This window comes from Streptomyces sp. NPDC007983 (assembly GCF_042958345.1).
GTDB lineage: Bacteria > Actinomycetota > Actinomycetes > Streptomycetales > Streptomycetaceae > Streptomyces.
The window spans coordinates 24,497-48,486 of the sequence record NZ_JBIBJI010000029.1; the positions used below are offsets into that span (position 1 = coordinate 24,497).

The following is a 23,990-nucleotide window of genomic DNA, read 5'->3' on the forward strand; positions in this document are numbered from 1 at the left end:
CTTTCACCCCACTGTACGGCCGCCGGGCATCCGGTCCAGGGCCGCGGCGGCCTCGGCCATGATCCGCTCCACCAGCTCCGCGCACGACGGCAGATCGTCGATCACCCCGGCCACCTGCCCGGAGGCCATCACACCGGTGTCGGTGCGGCCGTCCACCATCGACGCCTTCAGCAGCATCGGGGTGTTGGCGGCCAGCAGCACCTGGCTCCAGGAGAGCCCCTTGCCCCGCCGCATCGCCCGGCCGTCGCGCACCATGCGCGCCCAGCTCAGCCCGGACAGCCGCCGGAAGGCCGCGGCATGGCGCACGGCGCGTACGAGCGCGGCGGCGCGCCCGGAGCGTTCGAGGGAGGCGACCAGTTCGCTGCGGAGCATCCGGTGGGGGAGCCCGTCCACCGCGGTGGTGACCGTGACGTCCGAGGCGGCGGCTGCCAGATAGCGCGCCTTCACCGCGGCCGGGACGGTGCTGTCGGAGGTCAGCAGGAAGCGGGTGCCCATGGCGATCCCGGCCGCCCCGTACGCGAGCGCCGCCACCAGGCCGCGCCCGTCGTGGAAGCCGCCCGCGGCCACCACGGGGATGTCCACCGCGTCCACGACCTGGGGGAGCAGCACCGTGGTCGCCACCTCGCCGGTGTGCCCGCCGCCCTCGCCGCCCTGCACCACCACCGCGTCCGCGCCCCACCCCGCCACCTTCTCGGCGTGCCGGCGGGCGCCCACGGAGGGGATGACCACCACGCCCGCGTCCTTCAGCCGGGAGATCAGCTCCGGTTTCGGCGCCAGCGCGAAGGACGCCACCCGCACCCCCTCCTCGATGATGATCCGCACCCGTTCCCCGGCGTCCCCCGCGTCGGCCCGCAGATTGACGCCGAAGGGCGCCTCGGTGCGGGACGCCACCTCCCGCACCGCCGACCGCAGCCGCTCCGGGGACATGGTGGCGGAGGCGAGGATGCCCAGCGCCCCGGCGTTCGCGGCCGCCGAGACCAGCCGGGGGCCCGCCACCCACCCCATGCCCGTCTGGACGACCGGATGCCGGACGCCGACGAGCCGGGTCAGCGCGGTGTCCATCAGGGCCGTACCTCCCGCTCGCGCAGCCCCGCCGGATCGATGACCTCCCGGATCAGCCGCAGCTCTTCGGCGCTCGGTTCCCGGGTGGCGGGAACGCCGTCGGCCACGGCGAGCGGGAAACCGGTCGCCTCCCGTACCCGCTCGGCGGACACGCCGGGGTGCAGGGAGCGCACCCGCATGGTGCGCCCGGGCGTCTCGAAGTCGAGTACCGCGAGGTCGGTCACCACGCGGGGGATGCGGTGGAAGCGGGTCGCGGCGGGACCGGCGGCCGCGGCCCGGTCGTAGCCGACGCCGCACACCATGTCGACGCGCTCGACGAAGACGCGCGGGGAGTGCCGGGGCACCCAGTAACTCGTCGGATTGTTGAGGGTGTTGACGGGCGCTCCGCGCACCCCCAGAAGCTGCCGCCGGGGCCGCTTCCAGTCGCCGATACAGGAGATGTTCTGGTTGCCATGGGCGTCGAGCTGGCTCGCGCCCATCATCACATGGCGCTTGCCGCCCATGACCAGCCCGAGGTGGCGGCGGTACGGCAGCCAGCCCTCCACGGTCTCGTCATCGGCGCCGGTCAGCAGCGCCTCGCCGTCGGTGAGCAGCAGATCCGGCGCGAAGGTGAGGCGCGCGAGCCGGGCGCCGAGCCGCGGTATGAGACCCATCGGGGCGGCCAGCACCTCCCCGTCGCCCCGCCAGGCCTCGGCGCAGGCCAGCACGCAGTACTCGGCCCGGGTGACGGTCATACGTCCCCGCCCTCCTTCGCGTACGCCGCGACCGCGGCCTGGTACGTGTCCTCGTCCCCGGCCAGGAACCGCCGGGTGAACGCCTGCCACGCCGCCGGGTCGGCGGCGGCCTTCGCGTACGCGCGCTGGAACGCCTCGTCCCGTCCGTAGTCGGGGGCGCACGAGGTGAAGTGCGCGCCGTGCGGGGTCTCGATCACGCCGGTCACCGCATGGCGCCCCACCAGCAGCGTCTGCGGACCGGCCGCCGACAGGAACTCCGAAGCGGCGACGACGCGTTCACAGGAGAGATACGCCTGCTCGGCCGCCTCGCAGAACAGGTCGTCGAAGTACGGATCGGGGCCCAGATACTGGCCGTTGCCCTGCGCGTCGGCCCGGTTGAGGTGGACGAGCGCGACGTCCAGCCGCAGCGCGGGCACCGCCACCAGCTCCTCGCGGTCCTCGTACGGTGAGACCACCGTCCGCAGCAAAGGATTGACCGTCATGACGTCCGACCCGAGCCCTGCCCGGATCGGCAGGAAGGGCAGCCGGTGCACGGCCGCGGTCAGCCCCCACAGGAACATCGCCTCGTCCAGCTCCACCAGCTCGAAGTCCGCGCGCTCGCGCGCCGCCCGGAAGTGCGGCTCCAGCGGAATCGAGTCCAGCGTGGCGAAGGCCGTGACCAGCTTGCGGACCTTCCCGGCGGCGGCCAGCAGCCCGACGTCCGGCCCGCCGTACGAGACCACGGTCAGGTCGCGGACGTCCGAGCGCAGCAGCGCGCGCACCAGCGCCATCGGCTTGCGCCGGGAGCCCCAGCCGCCGATGCCGACCGTCATACCGCTCTCGATCCGGCCGACGGCCTCCTCCGCGCTCATCCGTTTGTCGCTCACCGCCGCTCACCTCCGCCGATCCGGGATCCGCCGCCGGACCGGGATCCGCCTCCCGTCCCGCCCGAGACGAACGCGTCCCGGTGCTGGTCGGAAAGCCCCGCGAGGTTCGCCTCGAAGGTGAAGCCCTGCTCGAAGCGGTAGCTGCGGTGGACGTCGACCGGGTCGATGCCGTTGATGGCCGCCTTGGCGAGCCGCAGCAGCGCGCCGTCCTTGGCAGCGATCTCCCGGGCCAGCTCCAGCGCGGCCTCCCGCAGCGCGGCGCGCGGCACCACCCGCCACACCGAGCCGTGCCGGTGTAATTCGCCGGCGGTCGCGGTGCGCGAGGTGTAGTACAGCGCGCGCATCAGATGCTGGGGGACGAGCCGGGCCAGATGGGTGGCCGCGCCCAGCGCTCCCCGGTCCAGCTCCGGCAGCCCGAACGTCGCGTCCTCGGCCGCCACGATCGCGTCCGCGTTGCCCGCCAGACCGATGCCGCCGCCGAGACAGAAGCCGTGCACGGCGGCGACGACCGGGACCGGGCAGTCGTAGACGGCCGCGAACGCCGCGTGGCAGCCGTGGTTGGCGCCGATGAGCGCCTGATGCCCCTCGGTGCGCTGCATCTCCTTGATGTCCACCCCCGCGTTGAACCCCCGCCCCTCGGCGGCCAGGACCACGCAGCGCGTCCCGGGGTCGGCGCCCGCGGTGCGCAGCGCGTCGGCCAGCTCGTACCAGCCGTGCACGGGAAGGGCGTTGACCGGTGGGAAGTCCACGGTGACGACGGCGACGCCCGCTTCGCGGACGGAGGTGGAGACACCCATGAGCAGATCCGCTACCTTTCCACCAAACGTTTGTTAGGTTTGAAGGTAGCAGCGCCCGGCGCACAGCGGGAGGGTGAGAAGGGACCATGGCCGTCTCCATCGACCTGTCCGGCCGCGTCGCCGTCGTCACCGGTGGCACCCGTGGCGTCGGCGCGGGCATCACCCGGGCCCTGCTCACGGCGGGCGCCGAGGTCGCGGTCTGCGCCCGCCGCCCGCCGGGCCATCCGGTCGCGGCCGCCGGGCGCACGGCCCGCTTCCGGCCGCTGGACGTGCGGGACCCGGCCGCCGTCGCGGACTTCTTCGCCTGGGTGCGCGCGACGTACGGCCGCCTGGACATCCTGGTCAACAACGCCGGAGGCAGTCCGTACGGGCTGTTCGCCGGCTCCGGCCCGCGCCGCGCCGCGCGGATCGTCGAACTGAACCTGATCGCCCCGATGACGGTCGCCCTCGGCGCCTACGAGGTGATGCGCGATCAGGACGGCGGCGGGTCGGTGGTGATGATCGGCAGCGTCAGCGGCACCCGCCCCTCGCCGGGCACGGCCGCCTACGGAGCCGCCAAGGCGGGTCTGGACAACCTCGCCCGCACCCTCGCCGTGGAATGGGCCCCAGCGATCCGGGTCAACACCCTGGTCCTCGGCATGGTCCACACCGAACTCGCGCATCTGCACTACGGCGACGCCACCGGTGTGGCCGCCGTGTCCCGCACCGTGCCGCTGGGCCGCCTCGCCGCCCCGGCGGAGGCCGGTGACGCGTGCGTCTTCCTCGCCTCGGACCTCGCGGCCTACATCACCGGTGCGAGCCTGGCCGTCCACGGCGGCGGAGAGCGCCCGGCGTTCCTGGCGGCGGCACAGCCGCCGGCGGACGCACCATCCGCAGAAGGAGGAGCAGGATGACAGGCATCTGCACCGGACGGGTCGCCGTCGTCACCGGCGCCGGCCGCGGCCTCGGCCGGGCGCACGCGCTCGCCTTCGCCGCCGAGGGTGCCCGGCTCGTCGTGAACGACCTCGGCGTCGGGCCGGACGGCGCCGGGGAGTCCACGGGCCCCGCCCAGGAGGTGGCCGAGGAGATACGGGCCCACGGCGGCCAGGCCGTGGCCCACGCGGGCGACATCGCCACCGCCGACGGCGCGGCCTCCCTCGTGGCCACCGCCCTCGACACCTACGGGCGGCTCGACACCCTCGTCAACAACGCCGGATTCCTCCGCGACCGCATGCTCGTCAACCTCGGCGAGGACGACTGGGACGCCGTGATCCGCGTCCACCTCAAGGGGCACTTCCTGCCCCTCAAACACGCCGCGGCGCACTGGCGCGCCGAGGCGAAGGCGGGCCGGACGCCCACCGCGCGAGTGGTCAACACCAGCTCCGGGGCCGGACTGCTGGGCAGTGTCGGGCAGGGCAACTACGCGGCCGCCAAGGCCGGGATCGTCGGCCTCACCCTCGTCGCCGCCGCCGAGCTGGGCCGCTACGGGATCCAGGTCAACGCGGTCGCCCCGGCGGCCCGCACCCGTATGACGGAGTCGACCTTCGCCGACACCATGGCGGCCCCCGACGAGCCCGGCGCGTTCGACGCGATGGCGCCCGGCAACGTCTCCCCGCTCGTCGTCTGGCTCGGCTCCGCCGCCTGCGCCGGGGTCACCGGACGGGTCTTCGAGGCCGAGGCCGGGCGCATCACCGTCATGGAGGGCTGGCGGCCCGGGCCGACCGCCGACAAGGGCGCCCGCTGGACCCCGGCCGAGGCAGGTGAGGCGGCGGCGAAGCTGCTCGCCGGTGCCCGGCCGCCGGGGCCGGTGTACGGGGCGTCCTGACTCACCCTCAGACGCCTCAGGGCACGCATCCGGCGCGCCGCAGCACCGTCAGAAACCTGGAGGCGAAGACCGGGTGACCGTCGGCCGAGGGGTGCAGCCGGTCCAGCCCCTCCGGCTCGAGCAGCAGCCGCGTGCAGCTGGGTCCGAACACCTGCGGACCGTGGACATAATGCAGATTCTTGTCGCCGTGGTCGCGCAGCAGCGCCACGACTCGCCGTATGTGCGCCCGGCACTCGCGCATCGTCATCCCCGACGGCCCGGGCACCTCCTCCCGCTCGGGCGCGGTGATGGTCGACATCACGGCGAACGGGGTGTCGGGATGTCCCTCCCGTACGGTGCGCACGAAGCCGACGAGTGCCGAGGCGAGGGCGTCGCGGTTGTGGCTGCCGAGCGCCTGGATGTTGATGCCCACGCACATGGTGAGCAGCTCGGCCGGGAGGTCCCGCATCAGCCGCGCCGTCATCGGCTGGAGGCAGCAGGCCGCCCCGAGGGCCAGCGAGGTCAGGTCCCAGCCGGCGCGGCGCGCCACCAGCGCGGCCCATGTACGGCTCGGCGACGCGGCCCCGCGCCCCTGCGAGATGGAGCTGCCGAAGTGGACCCAGCGCGGCCGCCGCTCCGCGCTGCCGCGGCTCTCGGACTCGACGGCCGAGCCTGTGTCCAGGGTCAGCCCTCGCAGCCGGAACTGGTGGTAGTACGGCAGCCACAGCTCGACCGCCGTCATGCGCCCCGGCAGCCCGTCGATCCGGACCTCCGCGTCCCCGCCGTGCGTCTCCAGAGGGACGGTGGCCGTCCGCCGTCCGTCGCACACCACGTCGAGCCGGGCCCGCTCCTCGGGTCCGTTCAGCTTCGGCGGGGGATCGGCCTGGTAGCGGCAGACGAGCGAGGAGCTGTCGGTGCGCAGGGTCACCCGCACCCCGGACGGCATCGCGGCCCGCCCCAGCCCGCCCTCGGGGAGGTACAGCGCGACGTCCTCGTACGGCAGCCGCCAGGGAGCGGTCCATCCGGGGCCGCGCTGGAGGGACACCGCGCCCCGGTAGGTCAGGCGCGGATCGTCGTCACCGATGTCGAGCGGGGCGGGCCGATCGTGCATGACAGGGAGTCTGGCACGCCCCACCGACAACGGAGGCGGCAGCGAACCCGGCTCAGATGCTGATGCCGTGGGCGCGCAGATAGCTCAGCGGGTTGATGTCCGAGCCGTAGGCGGGCCCGGTGCGCACCTCGAAGTGCAGATGCGGGCCGGTGGTGTTCCCGGTCGAGCCCGAACGCCCGATCTGCTGGCCGACGTTGACGCCCTGCCCGGCCCGTACCGACAGCTGGGACAGGTGCGCGTACTGGCTGTACTTGCCGTCCGGGTGCCGGATGACCACCTCGTAGCCGTACGCGTCAGCCCAGCCCGCCGAGACCACCTGGCCCGTGGCCATGGCCCTCACCGAGGTGCCGACCCCCACGGGGAAGTCGATGCCGGTGTGATGGCCGCTCGACCAGCTGGACCCGGAGGCGCGGTACGAGGTGGTGGGGCTGACGCCGCTCACGGGAGCGGTGAAGCCGGTCGCCGCGGCGGGCTTCGCGGCGGGCTTGCTCGCGCGCCGCTCCGTGTGGTGGGCCTTGGCCTTCGCCTTGGCCTGGGCTCTGTGCTTGGCCTGGGGCTTCGCTGCGGGCTCGGCCTTCGCCTCGGGCTCGGCCTTCGGCGTGGCCTTGGTCCCGCTCAGGGAGAGCTTCTGGCCGGGGTAGATCAGGTCGGGGTCGGAGCCCACCGTCGCGCGGTTGTTCTCGTAGAGCGCGTGCCAGCCGCCGCGCACATCCTGCGTGTCGGCGATCCGGGACAGGGTGTCGCCGCCCACGACCACATAGGGGCCGGACTTCGTGGTCGCGTTGCCCGGCAGGCTGGTGGGTGTCGGCTTGCTGTGCCGCACCCGCTCGGCGGTGCTCGCACTCTCCTTGGCCACCGTCTTGACGATCTTCGGGGCGCTCTGCGGTGCGGCGCCGCCCTGCGCCAGACCGGCCTTCCCCGAGCACACCGGCCAGGCCCGCGGCCCTTGGGCGTCGAGCACCTTCTCGGCGACGGCGATCTGCTGGTCCTTGGTGGCCAGATCGGCCCGCGCCGCGTAGGCGGTGCCGCCGTACGCCTCCCAGGTGCTCTGGGTGAACTGCAGCCCGCCGTAGAAGCCGTTCCCGCTGTTGATGTCCCAGTTGTTCGTGGACTCGCACTGGGCGACCTTGTCCCAGGTCTCGCTGGAGGCGGCGTTCGCGCCCGCGGCGGCGACGAGGGGAAGTGCGATGCCGGCGCCGCCCGCCGTGACGCTCAGCGAGGCACGGGAGATGCGGTTGGGCTTGTAACGGCGGTGGCGTCCCCGTAAGGGCATGGACGGCTCCTTCTCCTGCTGCCTGTGAGGTGCTGCCCGTGAGGCGGGCTGCCAAAGCGGGCCAAACATAAGGGGCCCGATTTGGCCACAACAAGAGGGAGTTCACACCGAAAAAGGGCCACAGCGCGCTGTGCTGCGGCCCTCTTCCGGTGATGTGATGTGCATCACATGATTTCGGTCGGTGGTTCAAGTGGAACACAGGGTGACGGGCAGGCGAGGCCGCGCCACATCAGCCCCACGGGTCACATCCGTACCGCCAGCGACAGCGCGAAGCGGCCCGCGGCGTCGGTCCACCAGCGCCGCGACTCCAGCCCCGCGGCCGCCAGTTCGGTCCGCACCTTCTCCTCCCGGAACTTCGCGGACACCTCGGTACGGACCTCCTCCCCGGCAGCGAAGGACACCGCGAGATCCAGCGCGGGGATCTTCACGGTGAGGTCCTTGCGCGCGCGCAGCCGCATCTCGATCCACTCCCGCTCGGCGTCCCACACCGCCACATGGTCGAAGTCCGCGGGGTCGAGATCGGCGCCCAGTTCGCGGTCCAGCACCCTGAGCACGTTCTTGTTGAACTCCGCGGTGACGCCCTGCGCGTCGTCGTATGCGGCGACGAGCGTGGCCTCGTCCTTGACCAGGTCGGTGCCCAGCAGCAGCGCGTCACCCGGCGCCAGCAGGGCGCTCACCGAGGCCAGGAACTCCGCCCGCTCGGGCGGCAGCAGATTGCCGACCGTGCCGCCGAGGAACGCCAGCAGGCGCGGCCCCGGGAGGTCGTCGGGCAGCGTGAGCCCGCCGAGGAAGTCGGCGACCAGCGCGTGCACGGTCAGCCCCGGCTGGTCGGCGAGCAGGGCGTGCCCGGCCAGTTCCAGGGCGCTCTCACTGACATCCACCGGGACGTAGGCGTGCAGATCCGGCAGGGCCTCGATCAGATGACGGGTCTTTTCGGAGGACCCGGAGCCCAGTTCGATCAGGGTCCGCGCGCCGGTCGCGTCCGCGATCTCCGCCGCGCGCGCGATCAGGATCTCCCGCTCCGCGCGCGTCGGGTAGTACTCGGGCAGCCGGGTGATCTCCTCGAAGAGTTCGCTGCCGCGGGCGTCGTAGAACCACTTCGGCGGCAGCTGTTTGGGGGTGCGGGTCAGCCCTTCGGCGACATCGGCGCGCAGGGCCGCGGCCGTGGCGTCGGCGGGCAGGGTGCGGGTGACGGTGAAGGGGCTCACGCGGAACCCTCCTTGAGTGCGGTGAGGAGTACGTCGGTGCGGGTGGCGGTGAGCAGGGTGCGGTCGGGGACCTCGGTCCACTGCGGATCGTCGTCGTACGGCTCGGAGGCGACCACGACCGCGCGGTCCGGGCCGGTCAGGTACCACAGCGTGTCGCCCCAGGCGGTGGCGGCGATCGTCTCGCCGTCCATGAGCAGCAGGTTGAGCCGCGAACCGGGGGCGGCGGCGGCCACCGCCTCGGTGGTCCGGGCCAGCGCCCCGCCCGGCTCGTGGCCCAGCCGCAGCGCGTGCAGCGTCAGCGCCCAGATCAGCGCCGAGTCGCAGCGCGCCTCCAGCCCGAGCAGATCGGCGGACGGCAGGGACGCGGCGAGCCCCGCGAGCGTGTGCGGCCAGCCGCGGACGGCCCCGTTGTGGCTGAACAGCCAGGCGCCGGAGGCGAAGGGCGAGGCGCCCGCCTCGCCGTCGGCGCTCGCCTCGGTGGCGTCCCGCACCGCGCCCATCAGCGCCTCGGCGCGCACCACCCGGGCGAGATCGGCGAACGACAGATCGCCCCAGATGGGCCCGGCGCGCCGGTAGCGCGCGGGCACCGGGTCGCCCGGGGCGTACCAGCCGACGCCGAACCCGTCGGCGTTGACGGTGCCGTGCGCCTGCCGCCGCGGCGCCCAGGACTGCGTGAACAGGCTGTGCTCCGGTGCGATGACGACCTCGCCGAGGGGCCTCTCGGGCCCCAGGTACGCCAGATGCCTACACACCGGCGCCCCCGGTGAGCCCCCGCGTACCCGCCGCCCGCCGTCGCGTTCCGGTGCGCCGGCGCGCGCTCATGAGACCTCCGCCGGGGACGCGTCGCGGGCGGTGCGGAAGCCCGAGAAGATCTGGCGGCGGATCGGCAGGTCCCAGTTGCGGAACGTGCCGCGGCAGGCGACCGCGTCCACGGCGAACGAGCCGCCGCGCAGCACCTTGTACGCGGGCCCGAAGAAGACCTGTGAGTACTCGGGGTAGGGGAAGACGGTGAACCCCGGGTAGGGCAGGAAGTCGCTCGACGTCCACTCCCACACGTCCCCGATCAGCTGCCGTACGCCCAGCGGCGAGGCGCCCCGCGGATAGCTGCCCGCCCGCGCGGGCTGAAGGTGGCGCTGGCCGAGATTGGCGTGGTCGGGGGTCGGGTCCGCGTCGCCCCACGGATAGCGCCGGGACCGGCCGCTGTCGGGGTCGTGGCGGGCGGCCTTCTCCCACTCCTCCTCGGTGGGCAGCCGGCGCCCGGCCCAGCGGGCGTACGCGTCCGCCTCGTACCAGCTCACATGGACCACCGGCTCCTCCGGCGGCACCGGCTCGGTCACCCCGAAGCGCCGGCGCAGCCACTGGCCGCCCTCGCGGCGCCAGAACAGCGGGGCGCTCAGGCCGTGCTCCTGGACGTGGGCCCAGCCCTCGGTGGTCCACCAGCGCCGCTCGGTGTAGCCGCCGTCGGCGATGAAGTGCGCGTACGCGCCGTTCGTCACCGGGGTGGTGTCGATGTAGAAGGGCGGCACCAGCCGGTGGTGCGCGGGGCGCTCGTTGTCCAGGGCCCAGGGCTCGGACGAGGTGCCCATGGTGAACGGGCCGCCCGGGACCAGCACCTCTTCCGGCAGGACGTCGCCGGAGGTGTCGGGCGGCGGCGGGGCGGTGAGGGCCGCCGGGCCACGGCGCAGCTGATGCGTGATGAGCATCGTCTCGTCGTGCTGCTGCTCATGCTGCGCGATCATGCCGAAGGCGAAGGCGGCGTCGACCAGCGGGGCGCCGCGCAGCTCGCTCCGCTCCAGGACGTCGAGCACCCGGTCGCGTACGTCCGCGACATAGCCGCGGGCCTCGGCGGGCGCCAGCAGCGGGAGCGTGGGGCGCGACGCGCGCGGATGCTCGAACGCGTCGTACACCGAGTCGATCTCGGGGCGCAGCGCGTCCTGTCCGCCGACGGCGCGCAGCAGCCACTGCTCCTCCTGGTTGCCGATGTGCGCCAGGTCCCAGACCAGCGGCGACATCAGGGGGGAGTGCTGGGCGGTGAGGTCGTGTTCGTCCACGCAGGTGGTGAGGGTGTGGGTACGGTCGCGCGCGGTGCGCAGAACCGTTTCGGCGCGCTGTCGCAGCGCCTCGGGGTCGAGTGCGGGGCCAGAAGCGGTCATGACCGTTCCTCCTTCCCGGGAAGGGGGGCGAGCAGATCGTCGGCCGGACACCGGCCGCGGGCGACATACCGGTCCGCGAAGCCGGCGACGGCGGATACGACGGCGGGGGAGGCCCCGATCCGGGGCAGCGCCTCCAGCGCCGTGGCGAAGCAGGCCACGGCGGCGGCGCGCAGTTCGGGGTCGGTCAGGGCGTCACGGGTCGCCGTCATCCACAGCGGATTGCAGGGTGCGGGCCGGGTGCCCGCCGTCTCGGCGAGCGGCTTCACCACGCGGTAGACGGTCTCCGCGGCCTGAGGGTCGTCGAAGAGCGCCACTGTCACCGCGAGGGGCACGATCCACCCGTCGTCGCCGCTCTGCGCGTCGATCATGCGCAGTTCGAGGTGGCCCCGCGGACGGACGGGCGGAAAGAGGGTCGAGACATGGAAGTCGAGATCGTCCTGGGTGGGCGGCCGTGGCAGCCCCGTACGGGTCCACTGGCGGAAGGTGAGGCCGTCCGGCACCTCCCAGCGCGTGCCGTCGTCCCGGATGGCCATCACGGGCGCGTCCAGCACATATCCGGCCCATGCGGAGCGCGGATCCCTGTCGTCGGGCGGGGCCAGCGTGCGCCCGGGGTCCATCGCCGCCCACAGTGCCTGCCGGGTGGACCGGAAGCCGGTCGGGCGGCCCTCGCGCAGCGGAGAGTTGGCGAACGCGGCGGTCAGCACGGCGCCCAGCAGATGGGCCAGCCGCCAGCGCCGCCCGAGACCCAGCGGACCGGGCTCCTCGTGCCCGGCGTCCACGCAGACCTGTACGGAGGCGGTGTTGCACATCATGGAGCGCCCCGCCGGCCCCCGGCGGTTGAAGTAGGTCTCCATGGACTCGTAACGGGGTGTGGTGAGGATCCTGCGCGGCGGGCGCCAGGGGTCGTGTCCGTGCCCGGCGATGCCGAGGCCCAGCTCGGCGAGGAGCGAGCGGACGAGGACCAGATCGGCGGCGGCGGACTCCACGCACGCGGTGAGGGAGTCGGCCGGGAGGGAGCTGAGCTCCAGCTGACCGCCGGGTTCGAAGGTGAGCGCGGATGTGAGGCGCAGTCCGCGCAGCGCGGTGACCGCGGCTTCCAGCCGGGCCGCCTCGACGGGTCGTGCGGGGTCGTGCGGGTCGTACATGAGCCATTCGAGCTCGACGCCGATGCGTCGCGGGGGACCGGTCTTGAAACAGATGCCGTGGAGTCTGGCCTCCATCTCGGCCTCGTCGATCGCCTTGCTGTCGGGCAAAGTCGTCATCTCCCGTCCCGTTCCGGCCATCGGATCGCTGCGATACGAACCGATATGTCGGCGCCCACTCTTATCTCTCGAGGTCCCGGGCTCAAGGGTGCCTCCAGAGTTGCACAAGAGTTCACCGGGCGCCGGGCGGGGAAGGCAGGATGGCTGAAGCCTCCGTACGAGCCGGTTCCCCTGCCCCTACCGACTGGTTAGTATGTGCGCCCCGAACGCGTGAGGGGGTGTCTTGTTGATCAGGCTGGATCAGCGAGCGGCGTCTGGTGCGGTGCCTCGCAACCCGCGTGAGGAGAGCGCAGCGGCGCTGCGTGCGACGAGCGCCGGGCCGCGAGGTGCCGTGCCAGGCGTCGGGAGCCCGGCATGATCGGCAAGACACCCCCTACCGCGCCCCTATCGAAAGCTTCTGGAGGCCACCGGATGCAGGCATGGCGAGTGCACGACAATGGCGAGCCGCGTGAGGTGATGCGCCTCGACGACGTGCCGGATCCGGTGGCCGGTCCCGGGGAACTGCTCCTGCGGGTCCGGGCCGTCGACGTCAACTTCCCGGACGCCCTGCTGTGCCGTGGCCACTACCAGGTGCGGCCGCCGCTGCCGTTCACCCCGGGCGTCGAGCTGTGCGGCGAGATCGCCGCCGTCGGCGAGGGGGCGCAGGGCGAGGTGGGCGCGCGCGTCCTGGCCACCCCCACGCTCCCCGCGGGCGGCTTCGCCGAGTACGTGACCGTCGACGCGGCCACCGTGCTGCCCGCCCCCGACGCCTTGGACGACGCCCAGGCCGCGGCCCTGCACATCGGCTACCAGACGGGCTGGTTCGGCCTGCACCGCCGGGCCGGGCTGCGGGCCGGTGACACGCTGCTGGTGCACGCCGCCGCGGGCGGCGTCGGCAGCGCCGCCGTCCAGCTCGGCAAGGCGGCCGGGGCGCGGGTGATCGGCGTCGTCGGCGGCGAGGACAAGGCCCGGGTCGCCCGCGACCTGGGCTGCGACGTGGTGCTCGACCGGCGAGCCGACGACATCGTGGCCGGGGTCAAGGAGGCCACCGGCGGCCGCGGCGCCGACGTCGTCTACGACCCGGTCGGCGGCGACGCCTTCGCCCAGTCCGTCAAATGCATCGCCTTCGAGGGCCGGATCGTGGTGGTCGGCTTCGCCAGTGGCGTCGTCCCGCAGGCCGCCCTCAACCACGCCCTGGTCAAGAACTACGCCATCCTCGGCCTCCACTGGGGCCTCTACAACACCTACGACCCGGCCGCGATCCGCGCCTGCCACGACGAGCTGACCAAGCTCGCCGCCCAGGGCGCCATCAAGCCGCTGGTCAGCGAGCGGGTGCCGATGGCAGGGGCCGCGGACGCCGTCCAGCGCGTCGCCGACGGCGTGACCACCGGCCGCCTCGTGGTCGTCCCCGGACAGCCCGAAGGGGGCGCCCGATGAGCACTCCCGGGAACGCCACCGCACAGGACACCACGGCCGACGGACTGCGGCGCCGCACCCGCGAGCTCCTCGACGCCCACCCGCCCGCCACCACCGACCGCCTGGACTTCCTGCGCGCCCGCTTCGACGCCGGACTCGCCTGGGTGCACTACCCGGTGGGGCTGGGCGGCCTCGACGCGCCCCGCTCTCTCCAGGCCGTCGTGGACGCCGAACTCGAGGCCGCCGGAGCACCCGACAACGACCCCCGCCGCATCGGCATCGGCCTCGGCATGGCCGCGCCCACCATCCTCGGCTTCGGCACCGAGGAGCAGCGGCAGCGGCTGCTGCGCCCGCTGTGGACCGGCGAGGAGGTATGGTGCCAGCTGTTCAGCGAGCCCGGCGCCGGCTCCGACCTCGCCGCACTCGCCACCCGGGCGGTGCGCGACGGCGACGACTGGGTGGTCGACGGGCAGAAGGTCTGGACGTCCAGCGCGCACCTCGCCCGCTGGGCCATCCTCATCGCCCGCACCGACCCCGACCTGCCCAAACACCGCGGCATCAGCTACTTCGTCTGCGATATGACCGACCCCGGTGTCGAGGTCCGGCCGCTGCGCCAGATCACCGGCGAGGCCGAGTTCAACGAGGTCTTCCTGACCGGCGTACGCATCCCCGACAGTCACCGCCTCGGCGAGATCGGCGAGGGCTGGCGGGTCGCCCAGACCACCCTGATGAACGAGCGCGTCGCCATCGGCGGCGGCCGCGTCCCCCGCGAGGGCGGCATGATCGGCCTGGTCTCCGGGACCTGGCGCGACCGCCCCGAACTGCGCACCCACGATCTGCACCAGCGGCTGCTGCGGCTGTGGGTGGACGCCGAGGCCGCCCGGCTCGCGGGCGAGCGGCTGGGTCAGCAGCTCGCCGTCGGACAGCCCGGACCCGAGGGCTCGGCCATGAAGCTCGCCTTCGCCCGGCTCAACCAGGAGCTCAGCGCCCTGGAGGTCGAACTGCTGGGGGAGGAGGGCCTGCTCTACGACGACTGGACGCTGCGCCGCCCCGAACTCGTCGACTTCACCGGACGCGAGGCCGGCTACCGCTATCTGCGCGCCAAGGGCAACTCCATCGAGGGCGGCACCTCAGAGGTCCTGCTCAACATCATCGCCGAACGCGTCCTGGGCCTGCCGCCCGAGCCGCGGACCGACAAGGACGTCCCCTGGAAGGAACTGCCCCGATGAGCACCCCGGACCTGCTCTACACCGAGGCCGAGGACGACCTGCGCGCGGCCGTGCGGTCGCTGCTCGCCGACCGCTGCCCGCCCGGCGCCGTGCTGTCCGAGGCCGAGAGCGGCCGGGCGCACGACCCCGGGCTGTGGCGCTCGCTGGGCACCGAGATGGGCACGGCGGGGCTGCTCGTGCCCGACAAGCTCGGCGGCCAGGGCGCCACCGCGCGCGAGGCGGCGGTCGTGATGGAGGAGCTGGGCCGGGCCGTCGCCCCCGTGCCGTACCTCACCAGCGCCGTCCTCGCGGTCGGCGCCGTGCTGGGCTGCGACACCGGCGAGGCCGCCGTGGCGCGGCTGCTCGGCGGCCTCGCCGAAGGCCGCACGGTCGGCGCGCTGGCGGTTCCGGCGGCCACCACGCCCGGCGACGGCGCCCCGGCCGCGACCGTACGGGTGGACGACGACGGGACGCTCAGCGGACGGATCACACATGTCGCGGGCGCGGCGGGCGCCGATGTGCTGCTCGTCCCCGCCGACGGACCGGACGGATACGGCCTGTACGCCGTGGAGACCACGGAAGCCGGCGCCACCGTGGAACCCCTGACCTCGCTCGACCTCACCCGGCCCATCGCCGCCGTGACCCTCACCGGCGCCCCCGCGCGCCGGCTGGCCGGGCCCGACCGCGCGCGGGCCGCCGTCGTACGGGCGCTGCTGACCGGCGCCGGACTGCTCGCCTCCGAGCAGCTGGGCGTGGCCGAGTGGTGTCTGACCGAGACCGTCCGCCACACCAAGGAGCGCCATCAGTTCGGCCGCCCCATCGGGTCGTTCCAGGCGCTCAAGCACCGGATGGCGGCGCTCTGGCTGGAGCTGGTCTCGGCCCGCGCCGCCGCCCGGCACGCCGCCGACGCGCTGGCTGCCGACAGCCCGGACATCCCGGTCGCGGTGGCCGTCGCGCAGGCGTACTGCGGGCAGGTGGCCGTGCACGCGGCGCAGGAGTGCGTGCAGCTGCACGGTGGCATCGGCATGACCTGGGAGCACCCGGCGCACCTCTACCTCAAGCGGGCCAAGAGCGCCGAGACCCTGCTCGGCACCCCCGGCCGCCACCGTCAGGCGCTCGCCGCCCTGGTGGACCTCCCGGCCCCCACCGGCTGACCGGTCGGTGCCCGGTGAATCCACCCCCCGAGGGGGCCGGATTCACCGGGCACCGGGGCATCCGGAGGTCGAACGGGAAATCGGCACTCGTGTGGAGTACCCGCTTTGAGCGGATTCAGGACGATTCTGGGCCACACTGACGGCCGGATCCCGATCCCCTGAAGCGGCCCAGGAGGCTCCCCATGGCCATTTCGATCTCCGTGGTCCTGCTCCTGCTCATCCTGGCGGTGGTCTTCCTGCGCAGCGGCGGGTTGCGCGTCTCGCATGCCCTGGTCTGCGTCACCCTGGGCTTCTACCTGGCGAGCAGCAGCATCGCCCCGACCATCTCCGAGGGCCTGTCCGCGACCGCGGACGTGGTCAGCAGCGTCCGCCCCTGACCGGCGCCCGCGAACGCGGTACGGCCACCGCTCAGCGGCCGATCTCGACGTCCTCCAGCACCCCCAGGGCATCGGGCACGAGAACCGCCGCCGAGTAGTAGGCGCTCACCAGATACGACGTCACGGCCTGGTCGTTGATGCCCATGAACCGCACGTTGAGACTGGGCTCGTACTCGTCCGGGATGCCCGTCTGATGCAGGCCGATGACGCCCTGGCTCTCCTCCCCGGTGCGCATCGCGAGGATCGAACTGGTGCCGGACTCGCTCACCGGGATCTTGTTGCAGGGCAGCAGCGGCACCCCGCGCCAGGCGCGCACCGCGACCCCCGCCACCTCGGCGCCCTGCGGATACAGCCCCCGGCTGCTGCACTCGCGGCCGAAGGCGGCGATGGTGCGCGGATGCGCCAGCAGATACTGCGTCTTGCGGCGGCGGGCCAGCAGCTCGTCCAGATCGTCCGGCGTGGGCGGGCCGCTGCGGGTGTGGATGCGCTGGGAGAGGGCCGCGTTGTGCAGCAGACCGAACTCCTTGTTGTTGACGAGCTCGTGCTCCTGACGCTCGCGCAGCGCCTGGATGGTCAGCCGGAGCTGCTCCTCGACCTGGTTCATCGGCTCGTTGTAGAGGTCGGCGACGCGGGTGTGGACGCGCAGAATGGTCTGAGCGACGCTCAGCTCGTACTCCCGCGGCTTCAGCTCGTACTCCGCGAACGTCCCCGGCAGCGTCGGCTCCCCGGTGTGGCCGGAGGCGACCGCGATATCGGCCTCACCCTTCCGGTTCTGCGCGGGCGCGCTCCGCTCGGACGCCTCCCGGAGGTGGCCGCGCAGCGCCTCGGACCGGTCGGCGGCCTCCTGGAAGACCCGGCGGGGGAGGGTGAGCACCGTGGTCCGGGTGACGGCCCGCGCGGTGAACTCCCAGGTGCCCTCCGGCCCGGTCAGCACCGAGTCGCCGAAGAACTCCCCATCGGCCAGCAGCCCCAGCGCCGTGCCCTCGTCGTACGCCCCGGGCGCGATCTGCCGGACCTTGCCATGGGCGATGAGGAACACCTGGTCGGCCGGGCGCCCCGCCTCGACCAGCACATCGCCGGGCGCGTACTCCCGCTGCACGCAGCCGTCCGCCAGCGCCTCCAGCACCGCGGTGTCGCCGAAGCCGCGCAGCGTCGGCAGCTCACCCAGCTCGGGCGGAATCACCCGCACCTCGGATCCGGTGCTGATGAACTCGATCCGCCCGTCCCCGACCGTGTAGCTGAGCCGCCGGTTCACCCGGTACGTACCGGCCGACACCTGGACCCACGGCAGCACGCGCAGCAGCCACCGGGAGGAGACGGCCTGCATCTGCGGCACGGACTTGGTCGTGGTCGCCAGATTCCGGGCGGCGGCCGTTCCCAGACTCTGCGGCTGCTCACCGGACTCCACGGAGGTGGTCATCTGTGTTCATCACCCATTTCGGTAGATGTGGGGGCGTTATGGGAAGGCCATTCGGGCGGCCGGTGGCGTGGCCGCCGGGCCGTCAGAGTCCGATTTCCACGTTCTCCAGGATTCCGAGCGCGTCCGGGACCAGGACGGCCGCGGAATAGTAGGCGCTGACGAGGTAGGAGATGATGGCCTGGTCGTTGATTCCCATGAACCGGACGGAAAGGCTCGGCTGGTATTCCTCCGGAATTCCGGTGCGGTGGAGGCCGATGACGCCCTGGTTCTCCTCGCCGGTGCGCAGCGCCAGGATCGAGGTGACCCCGCTGCCGGTCACCGGGATCTTGTTGCACGGGAAGATGGGCACCCCGCGCCAGGCCGGCACCGCGTGCCCGTTCACCTCCGCGTGCTGCGGCACGATGCCCCGGCTGTTCAGCTCCCGGCCGATGGCGGCGATGGCCCGCGGATGGGCCAGGATCAGCCCCGGGTCCTTCCAGACGGTGGCCAGCAGCGCGTCGAGGTCGTCGGGGGTGGGCGGGCCGCCGCGGGTGTGGATGCGCTGGGAGAGGTCGGCGTTGTGCAGCAGGCCGATCTCGGGGTTGTTGACGAGCTCGTGCTCCTGACGCTCGCGCAGGGCCTCGATGGTCAGCCGGAGCTGCTGCTCGACCTGGTTCATCGGCTCGTTGTAGAGGTCGGCGACGCGGGTGTGGACGCGCAGGACCGTCTGGGCGACGCTCAGCTCGTATTCCCGCGGCGACAGCTCGTACTCCGCGAACGTTCCCGGCAGGGCCGGTTCGCCCACGTGCCCCGAGGTCAGCTCGATGGCCGCCTCACCGTGCTCGTTCTGCGCGGCCACCGGCGCCGAGCGCACCGCCTCCACATGCGCCCGCAGCTCCCGGGACCGGTCCAGCTGCTCCTCGAACTCCTGCCGGGACAGGGTCAGCGCCGTACAGGAGGTGATCGCCTTGACCGTGATGCCCCAGGTGCCGGGCTCGGCGGCGGCCAGCTCCCGCTCGCCGAAGTGGTCACCGCCGGCGGCCGAGCCGACCACCGAGGGCTTGTCGAACGCCCCCTCGGCCAGCTTGTCGACCTTGCCATGGGCGAGCAGGACCAGCTCGTCGGCCGGGTGACCGGCCTCCACCAAAAGCTCTCCGGGGGCGAACTCGCGCTGGGTGAAGCGGTCGGCCAGCGCCTCCAGCACCGCGGTGTCCTCGAAGGCGCGCAACAGCGGCAGCTCGCGCAGCTCGACGGGGATGACGCGCACCGACGATCCGGTGGTGGTGAACTCCACCCGCCCGTCGCCGAGCGTGTGCGACGCCCGGCGGTTCACCCGGTACGAGCCACCCGGCACCTGCACCCACGGCAGCATGCGCAGCAGCCACCGCGAGGTGATGCCCTGCATCTGCGGCACGGACTTTGTCGTCGTCGCCAGATTCCGTGCCGCCTCCGTACCCAGACTGGTGGGCGGCTGCGGATTGCCGATACCGGAACCTGATTCAACGGACGTCGTCATCGTGAATGCTCACCCATCCCTGTACGGACTTGAAGAGATATGCCGCTCGAGCAACTGCCAAGCTAGCAGCGGACTTTGGGCGGTGCATTCACTCAAAAGAGTGCGTCATCGGGGGTTTGCGGAATTAGCGGCGGGTGAATACTCCGATCCCATTCGGGGCGGCCGTTCGGTCAACGGGTCGAGCCAGATGCCCGGGTCCGGTATGCGACGCCCGGCGCGATGACGGCGCTTGAGCCGAAATGCGGCGCGCGGGCGCCGGTGTGCGCCGAAGTCCGATCCCGCCGCCACCGGACGTCGCCACCCGCCGCCCGGATCGCGGGAACGCCGTGGAAATGGCCGGGGACCACCTGCGGAACTCTTCGCACGCCCCTGCCCACGGGGCCCGCCGCCCCCCGATACTCACTGGCGTCCGAACGCGCACATCCGGCACCACGCCGGAACGAGACCGGGAGGCCCCATGGTCCGCCGTACACGCCGCGCATTTGTCGTCACCCTCGGAGCCGCACTCGCGGGCGGCACCGCCGCCCCGGCGTTCGCGGACTCAACTGGCCCCAGGCCCAAGCCGCCGCTGGCCAGAGCCCACGCGCACAACGACTACGAGCACCCGCACCCGCTCACCGACGCCCTGTCCCACGGCTTCGGCAGTGTCGAGGCCGACATCTGGCTGGTGGACGGTCAGTTGCTGATCGCCCACGACGCGACCGAACTCGACCCCACCCGCACGCTGGAATCCCTCTACCTCGACCCGCTGTTCCAGCGCGTCACGGCCAACGCCGGCCGGGTCTACCGCGGCTACGACCTCTCGCTGCAACTGCTGATCGACATCAAGACCCCCGGCGAGGCCACCTACCTCGAACTCACCAAGCGGCTGCGCCGCTACAGCCGGATGCTCAGCACCGCCTACGGGGGCGTCGGCGGCCGGGTGCGGCGCGGCGCGGTGACCGCCGTCATATCGGGCGACCGCGGAGCACGCGCCCCCATGGAGGCCGAGAAGGTGCGCCACGCCTTCTACGACGGGCGGCTGGAGGACATGGGCACCGGCGTGCCCGCCTCCTTCATCCCGCTCGTCAGCGCCGACTGGACGAAGACCTTCACCTGGCAGGGCGTCGGCCCGATGCCGAAGGAGGAGCGGGAGAAGCTGTACCAGATCACCGTCGCCGCCCGCGCGGCCCGGCAGAAGGTGCGCTTCTGGGCAACCCCCGACCTGGCGGGCCCGGCGCGCGACGCCGTCTGGCGCGAGCTGCTTTCCGCGCACGTCGACTACCTCAACACCGATGACCTGGCGGGTCTGGAGGACTTCCTGCGCGGCGCTCACTGACGCGGCACGGGGATCCCGGCGGACGGGCCCGGCGGACGCGCGGAAATCGGTTCGCGAAACGCCGGCCCGCTCCGCCATGCTGGCCGTCATGCTCATCAGGACCGCCACCCCCGAGGACTGGCCCGCGATCTGGCCCTTCCTGCACCGCATCGTCGCCGCGGGCGAGACCTACACCTATCCGCGCGACCTGGACGAGGAACGGGCCCGCGAGATCTGGATGCTGACGCCCCCGGGCCGGACCGTCGTCGCCACCGACGCCGACGGCGCGGTGCTCGGCTCGGCCAAGGTGAACCCCAACCAGATGGGGCCCGGCGCGCACGTGGCGGGCGCCAGTTTCATGGTGGCGCCCGAGAGCGCCGGGCGCGGTGTCGGCCGCGCCCTCGGCGAGCACGTCCTGGAGTGGGCGCGCGCCGAGGGCTACCAGGCGATGCAGTTCAACGCCGTGGTGGAGGCCAACACCCGGGCGGTCGCGCTGTGGCGCTCACTCGGATTCGAGGTGGTGGGCACCGTCCCCAAGGCGTTCCACCATCCGGCGGAGGGCTACGTCGGCCTGCACATCATGCACCGCTTCCTGTGACCGCGGCCGCCTCCCTGAGCCCGGCCGGATCGTCGAGGACGGCCTGCACCACGGAGTGCGCCGCGCCCAGCAGCGGACCGTCGGAACCCAGCCGCGAGACCGTCACCGCGCCCTGACCGGAGCGCGCCGGGTCCGCGACCCGCAGCGCCAACTCCCGCTCCAGGGCGGGCAGCAGCCAGGGCGCGAGCGGGGTCAGCGCGCCCCCGAGCACCACCGTGCGCGGGTCGAGGAGGTTCACGGCCCCGGCCAGCGCGATGCCGAGTGCCGCGCCCGCGCCGCGCAGCGCGCGCCGCACCCGGCGGTCGCCGCCCGCCGCCCGCTCGGCCAGCAGGGCGATCCGGCCGCCGGGCCCGCGGTGCTGGGCGGCGGCCTGTTCGGGGGACAGGCCGCTCGCCCGCAACACCGCCTCCTCGCCCGCGTACTGCTCCAGACAGCCGCGCCCGCCGCACGCGCACGCGGGCCCTTCGGGCCGCACCGGCACATGGCCCAGCTCGCCCGCGAAGCCGTGCGTGCCGCGCAGCAGCCGCCCGTCGAGCACGACCGCGGCGCCGATGCCGATCTCGGCCGAGACATGGACGAAGTCGCGCGGCGCCGGGTCATGGCCGCCTCGCCACAGCTCGGCGAGCGCCCCGAGGTTGGCCTCGTTGTCGACCGTCAGCGGCAGACCGGGCAGCGCGGCGCGCAGGGCGGGGCCGATGTCCACGCCCTCCCAGCCGAGGTTGGGCGCTCGTACCACCAGCGACGACTCGCGCGTCACCAGGCCGGGCACCGCCACCGCGAGCCCGGCCGGCCGCAGCCCCTCGCGCGACGCCTCCGCCGCCACCAGCCGGACCAGCTCGGCGAGCCGGGCGAGCGCCGGGCCCACGGCGCGGTCCCGGTTCGCCGACGCCACCTCCGTACGGGCCCGCACCCGGCCGCCCAGGTCCACCGCGCAGACGGCCAGGTGGTCCACGCCTATCTCCGCGCCGATCCCGGCCGGACCGCGCTCGTTGAGCTGCAGCGCACTGCCAGGACGGCCGACCGTGCCGGGCCGGGACGGGCCCAGCTCGACCAGCAGCCCGTCCCGGATCAGCTCGTCCACCAGCGTGGAGACCGCGGCCCGGGTCAGCCCCACCCGGGTCGCGACGGACGCGCGGGAGAGCGGCCCGTGCGCGGCCACCGCGTGCAGCACGAGGGAGAGGTTGCGGCGGCGCATCGCCTGCTGGGTATTGGGCAGTGGCGCTGCCACCGTCGTCTCCTCTCGCACAGTCCGTCTGGTAGGGCAGTCCGTCTCGCAGGGGCCCGGTGGGTTTCAGGCCCGGCGCAGCAGCCCGTCCGCGTCGGACAGCACCCGCGAGATGCGCTCCCGCGCCTCCTCGTCGCGCTCCACCGCCTCGTACGACGGCCCCTCCGCGGTCGCCCAGCGGCGCGCCACCGCCGCCGGGTCCTCGCCCAGCGCCAGCCCCGCGGCCTGGGCGGCGGCGCCGAGGGCGACCAGTTCCTGCGCCCGCGGCACCTGGACGGGGCGGCCGCTCAGCCGCCGCACCGTCTCCCGCCAGGCCGTGCCCTTGGCGCCGCCGCCGATGAGCAGCAGCGGCGTGTCGGGGGCCGCGTCCGCGTCCAGCACCTGGTCGAGCGCGGTCAGCAGGGCGAAGACGGCGCCGTCGTAGGCGGCCTGGAGGAGCTGGCCCGGCCCGGTGTCGTGGCGCAGCCCGTGCAACAGCCCGGAGGCATGGGGCAGGTTCGGGGTGCGCTCACCGTCCAGGAACGGCAGCAGCACGGCCGACCCGCCCGGCTCCACCGCCTCCCGGTCCCGGCCCAGCAGCGCGGCGACCTTGTCGACGGCGAGCGTGCAGTTCAGGGTGCAGGCCAGCGGCAGCCAGGCCTCACGGGTGTCGGCGAACCCGGCGACCACCCCCGTGGGGTCGGCGGGCCGGTGTTCGGAGACCGCGTACACGGTGCCGGAGGTGCCGAGGCTGAGCACGGGCTGCCCCGGGCGCAGCCCGAGCCCGAGGGCCGCGGCCATGTTGTCGCCGGTTCCGGTGGCCACCAGGGCGCCCGTGGGCAGCGGCAGGTCCGGCAGGTCCCGTACGGTCCCCGCCGCCTCGCCGTGGCGCAGGACGCGCGGCAGCAGGGCGGGGGAGAGTCCGACCCGGCCGAGGATCTCCTCGTCGTACGCCTCGGTGCCGGACGCCCACCAGCCGGTGCCCGAGGCGTCGCCACGGTCGGTCGTGCCGTATCCGGTGAGCCGTTCGGTGAGGTAGTCGTGGGGGAGCCGGACGGCGGCGGTGGCGCGGGCCGCCTCCGGCTCGTTCTCCATGAGCCAGGCCCATTTGGTGACGGTGAACGACGTCGCGGGCACGCTGCCGATCCGCTCCGCCCACGCCTTGGGGCCGCCCAGCTCCTCGACCAGCCGGTCGCGCTGCGGCGCCGAGCGCACGTCGTTCCACAGCAGCGCGGGGCGCACCGGACGGCCGGCGGAGTCCAGCGTCACCAGTCCGTGCTGCTGGCCTCCGATGGAGACCGCGGCGGCCTGCCGGGCGTACGGACCGCACTGGCGCAGCGCCTCCGCCAGCGCCTCCCACCACTGCTCGGGATCGCTCTCCTTGCCCTCGCCGCCGGCTCCTCCGCCGACGGTGTGCGGACCCTGGCCGCGTGCGACGACCCGGCCGGTCGCGGCGTCGACGACCAGCGCCTTGGTCGACTGCGTGGAGCTGTCCACGCCGACGACCAGCGGTCCTTCCGGCACGGGTACGGCTGCTGCTGCCATCTCGCGCTCTCCCTTGCGTCCCTGTGTGCTGCGACGAGCCTTATCCGG

Annotated in this window: 22 protein-coding genes; 8 read left to right on the forward strand and 14 right to left on the reverse strand. The window is 73.6% G+C overall.

Annotated features, from left to right (window positions below; genetic code table 11):
• Positions 1 to 3: 3 nt before the first annotated feature.
• Genes ACFZCY_RS41690 through ACFZCY_RS41705 form a run of 4 tightly spaced genes read right to left on the reverse strand, consistent with a single transcriptional unit; the run spans position 4 to position 3,459 of the window.
• On the reverse strand, positions 4 to 1,062 hold the full coding sequence (locus ACFZCY_RS41690; RefSeq protein WP_391186071.1) for a nitronate monooxygenase: 1,059 nt from the start codon (positions 1,060 to 1,062) through the stop codon (positions 4 to 6).
• A complete protein-coding gene (locus ACFZCY_RS41695; RefSeq protein WP_391186073.1) occupies positions 1,062 to 1,796 on the reverse strand; it encodes a CoA-transferase in 735 nt (244 codons plus the stop codon). Before ACFZCY_RS41695 ends, ACFZCY_RS41690 begins: the two co-directional genes overlap by 1 nt.
• A complete protein-coding gene (locus ACFZCY_RS41700; protein ID WP_391186076.1) occupies positions 1,793 to 2,662 on the reverse strand; it encodes a CoA-transferase in 870 nt (289 codons plus the stop codon). Before ACFZCY_RS41700 ends, ACFZCY_RS41695 begins: the two co-directional genes overlap by 4 nt.
• Positions 2,659 to 3,459 carry an enoyl-CoA hydratase family protein gene (locus ACFZCY_RS41705; RefSeq protein ID WP_391186079.1) on the reverse strand — a complete coding sequence of 267 codons (801 nt, stop codon included), beginning with the start codon at positions 3,457 to 3,459 and terminating at the stop codon, positions 2,659 to 2,661. Before ACFZCY_RS41705 ends, ACFZCY_RS41700 begins: the two co-directional genes overlap by 4 nt.
• 86 nt (positions 3,460 to 3,545) lie before the next feature.
• Here ACFZCY_RS41705 and ACFZCY_RS41710 point away from each other — a divergent pair, with 86 nt between their 5' ends.
• Together ACFZCY_RS41710 and ACFZCY_RS41715 are read left to right on the forward strand one after the other, a co-directional pair.
• The gene (locus tag ACFZCY_RS41710; protein ID WP_391186082.1) at positions 3,546 to 4,352 is read left to right on the forward strand and encodes an SDR family oxidoreductase; all 807 of its coding nucleotides are present in this window, start codon (positions 3,546 to 3,548) and stop codon (positions 4,350 to 4,352) included.
• Positions 4,349 to 5,263, forward strand: coding sequence for an SDR family oxidoreductase (locus tag ACFZCY_RS41715; protein ID WP_391186085.1), 915 nt, complete (start codon positions 4,349 to 4,351; stop codon positions 5,261 to 5,263). Before ACFZCY_RS41710 ends, ACFZCY_RS41715 begins: the two co-directional genes overlap by 4 nt.
• A gap of 16 nt (positions 5,264 to 5,279) precedes the next feature.
• On the opposite strand, the gene ACFZCY_RS41720 is transcribed toward ACFZCY_RS41715, so the two are convergent.
• The 6 genes from ACFZCY_RS41720 to egtA form a co-directional block, all read right to left on the reverse strand.
• On the reverse strand, positions 5,280 to 6,353 hold the full coding sequence (locus tag ACFZCY_RS41720) for an SGNH/GDSL hydrolase family protein (RefSeq protein ID WP_391186088.1): 1,074 nt from the start codon (positions 6,351 to 6,353) through the stop codon (positions 5,280 to 5,282).
• A 52-nt stretch (positions 6,354 to 6,405) separates the two neighbouring features.
• Complete coding sequence (locus ACFZCY_RS41725) at positions 6,406 to 7,626, reverse strand: transglycosylase family protein (RefSeq protein ID WP_391186091.1); 1,221 nt, start codon at positions 7,624 to 7,626, stop codon at positions 6,406 to 6,408.
• 242 nt (positions 7,627 to 7,868) lie between these two features.
• Positions 7,869 to 8,834 (reverse strand): L-histidine N(alpha)-methyltransferase, encoded by a 966-nt coding sequence (gene egtD, locus ACFZCY_RS41730; RefSeq protein ID WP_391186094.1) that lies wholly within the window; start codon positions 8,832 to 8,834, stop codon positions 7,869 to 7,871.
• Positions 8,831 to 9,586, reverse strand: a complete 756-nt coding sequence (gene egtC / locus ACFZCY_RS41735) for an ergothioneine biosynthesis protein EgtC (protein WP_391186097.1) — start codon at positions 9,584 to 9,586, stop codon at positions 8,831 to 8,833. Before egtC ends, egtD begins: the two co-directional genes overlap by 4 nt.
• 66 nt (positions 9,587 to 9,652) lie before the next feature.
• Positions 9,653 to 10,987: an ergothioneine biosynthesis protein EgtB gene (gene egtB, locus ACFZCY_RS41740; RefSeq protein WP_391186100.1), complete on the reverse strand. Its 1,335-nt coding sequence runs from the start codon at positions 10,985 to 10,987 to the stop codon at positions 9,653 to 9,655.
• Positions 10,984 to 12,249, reverse strand: coding sequence for an ergothioneine biosynthesis glutamate--cysteine ligase EgtA (egtA, locus tag ACFZCY_RS41745; RefSeq protein WP_391186103.1), 1,266 nt, complete (start codon positions 12,247 to 12,249; stop codon positions 10,984 to 10,986). The genes egtB and egtA overlap by 4 nt, the downstream gene beginning before the upstream one ends.
• Positions 12,250 to 12,660: 411 nt before the next feature.
• Here egtA and ACFZCY_RS41750 point away from each other — a divergent pair, with 411 nt between their 5' ends.
• The 4 genes from ACFZCY_RS41750 to ACFZCY_RS41765 all read left to right on the forward strand — a co-directional run bounded on the left by ACFZCY_RS41750 (position 12,661) and on the right by ACFZCY_RS41765 (position 16,383).
• Positions 12,661 to 13,665 carry a zinc-binding dehydrogenase gene (locus ACFZCY_RS41750; RefSeq protein WP_391186105.1) on the forward strand — a complete coding sequence of 335 codons (1,005 nt, stop codon included), beginning with the start codon at positions 12,661 to 12,663 and terminating at the stop codon, positions 13,663 to 13,665.
• Positions 13,662 to 14,873 (forward strand): acyl-CoA dehydrogenase family protein, encoded by a 1,212-nt coding sequence (locus ACFZCY_RS41755; RefSeq protein WP_391186108.1) that lies wholly within the window; start codon positions 13,662 to 13,664, stop codon positions 14,871 to 14,873. The genes ACFZCY_RS41750 and ACFZCY_RS41755 overlap by 4 nt, the downstream gene beginning before the upstream one ends.
• Positions 14,870 to 16,006, forward strand: coding sequence for an acyl-CoA dehydrogenase family protein (locus ACFZCY_RS41760; RefSeq protein WP_391186110.1), 1,137 nt, complete (start codon positions 14,870 to 14,872; stop codon positions 16,004 to 16,006). The genes ACFZCY_RS41755 and ACFZCY_RS41760 overlap by 4 nt, the downstream gene beginning before the upstream one ends.
• Before the next feature lie 182 nt (positions 16,007 to 16,188).
• Complete coding sequence (locus ACFZCY_RS41765) at positions 16,189 to 16,383, forward strand: hypothetical protein (RefSeq protein ID WP_009720740.1); 195 nt, start codon at positions 16,189 to 16,191, stop codon at positions 16,381 to 16,383.
• A gap of 31 nt (positions 16,384 to 16,414) precedes the next feature.
• Here ACFZCY_RS41765 and ACFZCY_RS41770 read toward each other — a convergent pair whose 3' ends face one another.
• Together ACFZCY_RS41770 and ACFZCY_RS41775 are read right to left on the reverse strand one after the other, a co-directional pair.
• Positions 16,415 to 17,803, reverse strand: coding sequence for a family 2B encapsulin nanocompartment shell protein (locus ACFZCY_RS41770; protein WP_391186114.1), 1,389 nt, complete (start codon positions 17,801 to 17,803; stop codon positions 16,415 to 16,417).
• An 82-nt stretch (positions 17,804 to 17,885) separates the two neighbouring features.
• A complete protein-coding gene (locus ACFZCY_RS41775; RefSeq protein ID WP_391186117.1) occupies positions 17,886 to 19,298 on the reverse strand; it encodes a family 2B encapsulin nanocompartment shell protein in 1,413 nt (470 codons plus the stop codon).
• 457 nt (positions 19,299 to 19,755) lie between these two features.
• Between ACFZCY_RS41775 and ACFZCY_RS41780 the strand changes: the two genes are divergently transcribed.
• Together ACFZCY_RS41780 and ACFZCY_RS41785 are read left to right on the forward strand one after the other, a co-directional pair.
• Positions 19,756 to 20,616, forward strand: a complete 861-nt coding sequence (locus ACFZCY_RS41780) for a phosphatidylinositol-specific phospholipase C/glycerophosphodiester phosphodiesterase family protein (RefSeq protein ID WP_391186119.1) — start codon at positions 19,756 to 19,758, stop codon at positions 20,614 to 20,616.
• 76 nt (positions 20,617 to 20,692) lie between these two features.
• Positions 20,693 to 21,193: a GNAT family N-acetyltransferase gene (locus ACFZCY_RS41785; protein WP_391186121.1), complete on the forward strand. Its 501-nt coding sequence runs from the start codon at positions 20,693 to 20,695 to the stop codon at positions 21,191 to 21,193.
• On the opposite strand, the gene ACFZCY_RS41790 is transcribed toward ACFZCY_RS41785, so the two are convergent.
• Both ACFZCY_RS41790 and xylB read right to left on the reverse strand, forming a co-directional pair.
• Positions 21,174 to 22,421 carry an ROK family protein gene (locus ACFZCY_RS41790; protein WP_391186123.1) on the reverse strand — a complete coding sequence of 416 codons (1,248 nt, stop codon included), beginning with the start codon at positions 22,419 to 22,421 and terminating at the stop codon, positions 21,174 to 21,176. The two genes, ACFZCY_RS41785 and ACFZCY_RS41790, sit on opposite strands and share 20 nt — an antisense overlap.
• 63 nt (positions 22,422 to 22,484) lie before the next feature.
• Complete coding sequence (gene xylB / locus ACFZCY_RS41795) at positions 22,485 to 23,942, reverse strand: xylulokinase (protein ID WP_391186125.1); 1,458 nt, start codon at positions 23,940 to 23,942, stop codon at positions 22,485 to 22,487.
• Positions 23,943 to 23,990 lie beyond the last annotated feature (48 nt).

Bases quoted from the DNA above. Each gene is read 5' to 3' on its own strand.
- ACFZCY_RS41690 (WP_391186071.1), bottom strand. From the start codon at position 1,062: ATGGACACCGCGCTGACCCGGCTCGTCGGCGTCCGGCATCCGGTCGTC.
- ACFZCY_RS41770 (WP_391186114.1), bottom strand. From the start codon at position 17,803: ATGACCACCTCCGTGGAGTCCGGTGAGCAGCCGCAGAGTCTGGGAACG.
- ACFZCY_RS41695 (WP_391186073.1), bottom strand. From the start codon at position 1,796: ATGACCGTCACCCGGGCCGAGTACTGCGTGCTGGCCTGCGCCGAGGCC.
- egtB (WP_391186100.1), bottom strand. From the start codon at position 10,987: ATGACCGCTTCTGGCCCCGCACTCGACCCCGAGGCGCTGCGACAGCGC.
- ACFZCY_RS41720 (WP_391186088.1), bottom strand. From the start codon at position 6,353: ATGCACGATCGGCCCGCCCCGCTCGACATCGGTGACGACGATCCGCGC.
- ACFZCY_RS41705 (WP_391186079.1), bottom strand. From the start codon at position 3,459: ATGGGTGTCTCCACCTCCGTCCGCGAAGCGGGCGTCGCCGTCGTCACC.
- ACFZCY_RS41765 (WP_009720740.1), top strand. From the start codon at position 16,189: ATGGCCATTTCGATCTCCGTGGTCCTGCTCCTGCTCATCCTGGCGGTG.
- ACFZCY_RS41725 (WP_391186091.1), bottom strand. From the start codon at position 7,626: ATGCCCTTACGGGGACGCCACCGCCGTTACAAGCCCAACCGCATCTCC.
- ACFZCY_RS41780 (WP_391186119.1), top strand. From the start codon at position 19,756: ATGGTCCGCCGTACACGCCGCGCATTTGTCGTCACCCTCGGAGCCGCA.
- ACFZCY_RS41775 (WP_391186117.1), bottom strand. From the start codon at position 19,298: ATGACGACGTCCGTTGAATCAGGTTCCGGTATCGGCAATCCGCAGCCG.
- ACFZCY_RS41710 (WP_391186082.1), top strand. From the start codon at position 3,546: ATGGCCGTCTCCATCGACCTGTCCGGCCGCGTCGCCGTCGTCACCGGT.
- egtA (WP_391186103.1), bottom strand. From the start codon at position 12,249: ATGACGACTTTGCCCGACAGCAAGGCGATCGACGAGGCCGAGATGGAG.
- ACFZCY_RS41755 (WP_391186108.1), top strand. From the start codon at position 13,662: ATGAGCACTCCCGGGAACGCCACCGCACAGGACACCACGGCCGACGGA.
- ACFZCY_RS41715 (WP_391186085.1), top strand. From the start codon at position 4,349: ATGACAGGCATCTGCACCGGACGGGTCGCCGTCGTCACCGGCGCCGGC.
- ACFZCY_RS41785 (WP_391186121.1), top strand. From the start codon at position 20,693: ATGCTGGCCGTCATGCTCATCAGGACCGCCACCCCCGAGGACTGGCCC.
- ACFZCY_RS41760 (WP_391186110.1), top strand. From the start codon at position 14,870: ATGAGCACCCCGGACCTGCTCTACACCGAGGCCGAGGACGACCTGCGC.
- xylB (WP_391186125.1), bottom strand. From the start codon at position 23,942: ATGGCAGCAGCAGCCGTACCCGTGCCGGAAGGACCGCTGGTCGTCGGC.
- ACFZCY_RS41750 (WP_391186105.1), top strand. From the start codon at position 12,661: ATGCAGGCATGGCGAGTGCACGACAATGGCGAGCCGCGTGAGGTGATG.